Annotated in this window: 4 protein-coding genes; 1 reads left to right on the forward strand and 3 read right to left on the reverse strand. The window is 68.3% G+C overall.

What is annotated here, in order from left to right:
* On the reverse strand, positions 1-439 hold a 439-nt coding region (locus tag U9983_RS26760; RefSeq protein ID WP_322756669.1), incomplete at its 3' end, for a TetR/AcrR family transcriptional regulator.
* A gap of 222 nt (positions 440-661) precedes the next feature.
* Here U9983_RS26760 and U9983_RS26765 point away from each other — a divergent pair.
* On the forward strand, positions 662-2,668 hold the full coding sequence (locus U9983_RS26765) for an acyl-CoA dehydrogenase family protein (RefSeq protein WP_322756670.1): 2,007 nt from the start codon (positions 662-664) through the stop codon (positions 2,666-2,668).
* Positions 2,669-2,806: 138 nt separating this feature from the next.
* Here U9983_RS26765 and U9983_RS26770 read toward each other — a convergent pair whose 3' ends face one another.
* Both U9983_RS26770 and U9983_RS26775 read right to left on the reverse strand, forming a co-directional pair.
* Positions 2,807-3,520 carry an ankyrin repeat domain-containing protein gene (locus tag U9983_RS26770; RefSeq protein WP_322756671.1) on the reverse strand — a complete coding sequence of 238 codons (714 nt, stop codon included), beginning with the start codon at positions 3,518-3,520 and terminating at the stop codon, positions 2,807-2,809.
* 86 nt (positions 3,521-3,606) lie between these two features.
* Positions 3,607-4,401 (reverse strand): SPFH domain-containing protein, encoded by a 795-nt coding sequence (locus tag U9983_RS26775; protein WP_416211565.1) that lies wholly within the window; start codon positions 4,399-4,401, stop codon positions 3,607-3,609.
* Between the last annotated feature and the right edge of the window lie 6 nt (positions 4,402-4,407).

Consider the following 4,407-nt stretch of genomic DNA (forward strand, 5'->3'; position numbering starts at 1 on the left):
GCGTCTGGAAGGCGTTCGCCGCATCATGGTCGGGCATGCCGGCGTCACGCAGCAGGCCGATCGCGTGGTTGGTCCGGTCCCAGCTGGCTTCGCCGCCCGGCGGCCGGCGCAGGACGATCGGCGCGAGGGTCGGATGGCGCAGCAGTGACCTGCGCAGCTGGGCGAACGTCTCGCGCAGGTCGGCGTGCGGGTCGTCGGTGTGGGGGAGCGGTTCCTCACCGCGCACGACCCGGTCGGCCAGCGCCTCCAGGAGCTCGTTCTTGGTGCGGAAGTGCCGGTAGACCGCGGTCGGGTCGATGTTCAGCCGGGCGCCGAGCGCTCGCATGCTGAAGCCGCCGACCCCGCCGATGTCGACGATCTCCATCGCGGTGTCGAGCAGAAGCTGCTGGGACAACGTCCCACGGGGGGTGCGGGTGTGGCGGGGCTGCGCCGTCTCCACCGGTCTCCTTTGATCTGCCTCGTAGTCGGTACCCACAGTGTAGTCAACGCTGTTGACGCCACCTCACGGCCGATCCGATCCGATTCGATCTTCATCCAGACACATATCCCTTGATAGGACGGTTGAATAGTCGCTCTGCGATTGCGGTGTGCGACAGAAAGTAGATCGCCCGAGACGGGGAAGTAAAGGCGTAGCAGATCTGCTGAGCCTGGGGAGCTGAATATGCCACACGTGGACGAAAGGGACGCTCGTAAGGCCGCCGAAGCCGCGCGGGAGACAGCATGGACGCGTCCGTCGTTCGGTAAGGAGCTGTTCCTCGGTCACCTCCGCCTCGATCTCATCTCACCGCATCCACGGCCGCCGGCGGCCGACCGCGACCGGGGCGAGGCCTTCCTCACCGGGCTGGCGGCCTTCCTGCGCGAGCACGTGGATCCACTGGCGATCGAGCGGGACGGTCACATCCCGGCGGATGTCGTCGAAGGACTCAAGCGGCTCGGCGCGCTGGGTATGAAGATCCCGCAGGAGTACGGCGGCCTCGGCTTGAGCACCCTCTACTACAACCGTGCGCTGGCGCTCGCCGGCAGCTGGCACTCGTCCATCCCGACGCTGCTCTCGGCGCACCAGTCGATCGGCGTGGCCGAACCGGTCCGCAGGTTCGGCACGAGCGAGCAGAAGCGCACCTACCTGCCGCTGGTCGCACGCAATGAGATCAGCGCGTTCCTGTTGACCGAACCGGACGTGGGAAGCGACCCGGCCCGGATGAGCGCGCGTGCGGTCCCCGTGGACGACGACGCGGCCTACGAGCTGTCCGGGCGCAAGCTGTGGACCACCAACGGTGTGATCGCCGACCGGCTGGTCGTGATGGCGGTCGTACCGAAGTCCGCGGACCATCGTGGCGGCATCACCTGCTTCATCGTCGATGCCCACGCACCAGGTGTGACGGTGGAGCACCGCAACGAGTTCATGGGGCTACGCGGTATCGAGAACGGTGTCACTCACTTCGATCGGGTACGGGTACCGGCGCAGGACCGGCTCGGCAGGGAGGGTGAGGGGCTCAAGATTGCGCTGACCACCCTCAACACCGGCCGGCTGGCGTTGCCCGCGGTCTGCGCCGGCACCGCCAAATACGCGTTGCGGATCGCCCGTGAGTGGGCCGCCGAGCGGGTCCAGTGGGGCCAGCCCATCGGGCGGCACGAGGCGATCGCCCAGAAGATCGCGTTCATCGCCGCGACCACGTTCGCGATGGAGGCGGTCGTCGAACTGTCGGCGATGATGGCCGACGAAGGTGGCAAGGACATCCGGATCGAGGCCGCGCTCGCCAAGCTGTACGCGAGCGAGATGGCGTGGCTCGTCGCCGACGAGATGGTGCAGATCCGCGGTGGCCGTGGCTACGAGACAGCCCAGTCGCTGGCCAACCGTGGCGAACGGCCCGTCCCGGCCGAGCAGATGCTGCGCGACCTGCGCATCAATCGGATCTTCGAAGGCTCCAGCGAGATCATGAAGCTGCTCATCGCCCGGGAAGCCGTCGACACCCACCTGGCGGTCGCCGGCGACATCATCGACACCGAAGTCCCGTTGTCGGCCAGGGCGCGGACCTCCGCGCGCGCCGCGGGTTTCTACGCCCGCTGGCTGCCCCGGCTCGCCGTGGGGGAGGGCACCGACCCCCGTTCGTTCGCCGAGTTCGGCTCGCTCGCAGGCCATCTCCGGTTCGTCGAACGGTCCGCGCGCAAGATGGCCCGCTCCACCTTCTACGGCATGAGCCGCTGGAAGGGCGGGATGGAAAAGAGGCAGATGTTCCTCGGTCGCATCGTCGACATCGGCGCGGAGCTGTTCGCCATGAGTGCGTCCGTGGTCCGCGCGCAGATGCTGGCGCGGGACGGCGAGCCGACCGCCGTCGAGTTGGCCGACCTGTTCTGCCGGCAGTCCCGGCGGCGGGTCGACGCCCTCTTCGACGCGTTGTGGCGTAACGACGACGCCGAGAACTTCCGGGCCGCGCAGCAGGTCCTGACCGGCAGGTTCGGCTGGGCGGAGGCGGGTGTGCTCGACCCCAGTGGTGGCGGCCCGTTCCTCGCCGACGCCCGCCGCGCGGCCGAAGAAACTGATCATGCCGGCTGGTCGGGCGCCGGCGTGGCTGCGAAGGTCGACAAAGCCTCGGACGGTGTCGATGCCGTGGACCAAGCCGCGGCGATGGGATCCGTGCGGCCGATCGGTGTGGTCCAGGGGAGGTAAGCGATACCCGGGTGTGGGAGCAGGTTGTCGCCCGGCACGGGCGGATACCTCCGGCTCCTAACGATGTGAATCTGATGCTCCTGCCACAACACCAGATTCACATCGTTCCCACAGAGTGCCCGGCAACAGGGACGTGGATCAAGGAGTGGGGCTGGGGCGGGCGCCGCGGCTGCGTAGCCAGGCGACCAGCTCGTCGGCGCCGGCTCGCGCCGCGGTGTCGAGCGGGGTCAGGTCGTCGTAGCCGACCCAGTTGAGGTCGGCGTCGCGGTCGAGGAGGTACCCGGCGGTCCGGCGCTGCCCACCATGGCAGGCGGACCAGAAGGCGTGGGTGACCTCATCCGGGCTGGGCGGCGGTGTCTTGTCCCAGTAGGAGGCGACGCGGTCGATCAGGCCGAGCGCGGCGGCGTGCCAGAGCGTGGTGTGGGCACCTCGTTCGACCAGGCGGCGCGCGGCGTTCCACTGCCCGAACGCGACCGCGTCGTCGAGCGGGGTGCCGCCCCCGATGACCGCACCGGGGGCTTCGATGTCAGCGCCGGTGTCGAGCAGCGTGTCGAGGACGGCGACGTCGTCGCTGCTGGCTGCCCAGTGCAGTGGGGTTTCGGTGTGCGGGCCGGTGAACCTGGCGTGCACGTCCGCGCCGGCGGCGACCAGGGCGGTCACGACCGCGGGGCCGTTGGGGTAGTGGCCGGGCCAGTCGGTGGCGACGTGCAGCAGGCTGCGGGCCATGCCGGAGTCGCCGAGCTGGACCGTGGCCAGCTCGGGATGGTCGGCCAGCAGCCGTTGCAGCGCCGGGATGTCGCCGGTGTGGATGGCGTCGACCGCCGTGTGGGCGAGCGGGTCCTCCGTGTCCATGAACACAGTCGCTTCTCCCGTCGTCGACCTGTGTCGGTACTGTTCGCCTGCCCGCTCGTGCTCGCCGGTTGGGCTCGCGCGGGCTGTCAGGAGGACGTCTGGGTCTCCTGCGGGCCGGCGGTGTCGGTTGGGTCCGCGACAGGCACGACGCGGTCGAAGAACCGCAGCAACTCGACCGGAATCGGCATCACCAGCGTGGAGTTCTTTTCCGCAGCCACCTCGACCACGGTCTGCAGGAGTCGCAACTGCAGGCCGCTGGGATCCGCGGCCAACACCCGGCCGGCCTGGGCGAGCATCCGGGACGCCTGGAACTCGCCCTCAGCCGTGATCACACGGGCTCGCCGTTCCCGTTCGGCTTCGGCCTGCTTGGACATCGACCGCTTCATCGACTCGGGAAGCGCGAGGTCCTTCAGTTCGACCCGTTCGATCTTGACTCCCCACGGCTTCTCGGTGGGTTCGTCGATCACCGCACGCAGCTCGGCATTCACCCTTTCCTGGTCGGAAAGAAGCTGATCAAGTTCGCTGCGGCCGATGACCGAACGCAGTGAGGTCTGCGCCACCTCAGTCACGGCGAACGTGTAGTTCTCGACGTTGACGATCGCCTTGACCGGGTCGATGACCCGGAAGTAGACGACCGCCTCCACGGTAAGCGTCACGTTGTCCCGGGTGATGCACTCCTGGGTGGGCACGGACATCGCCACGATCCGCATGTTGACCTTGACGATATGGTCGACGCCGAACGGAACAACCAACGTCAGACCGGGGGAGCGGAGTTTGGGCCGCAGCCGGCCGAAGCGGAACACCAGCCCCCGCTCGTACTGCTGCACTGTTCTCAGCGAGGTGAGCAGCACCAACACAGCGATCACGATCAGGACGATCAGTAAGAC

The organism is Protofrankia sp. Cas3 (assembly GCF_963555955.1).
Taxonomy (GTDB): domain Bacteria; phylum Actinomycetota; class Actinomycetes; order Frankiales; family Frankiaceae; genus Protofrankia.

Bases quoted from the DNA above. Each gene is read 5' to 3' on its own strand.
- U9983_RS26765 (WP_322756670.1), top strand. From the start codon at position 662: ATGCCACACGTGGACGAAAGGGACGCTCGTAAGGCCGCCGAAGCCGCG.
- U9983_RS26770 (WP_322756671.1), bottom strand. From the start codon at position 3,520: ATGGACACGGAGGACCCGCTCGCCCACACGGCGGTCGACGCCATCCAC.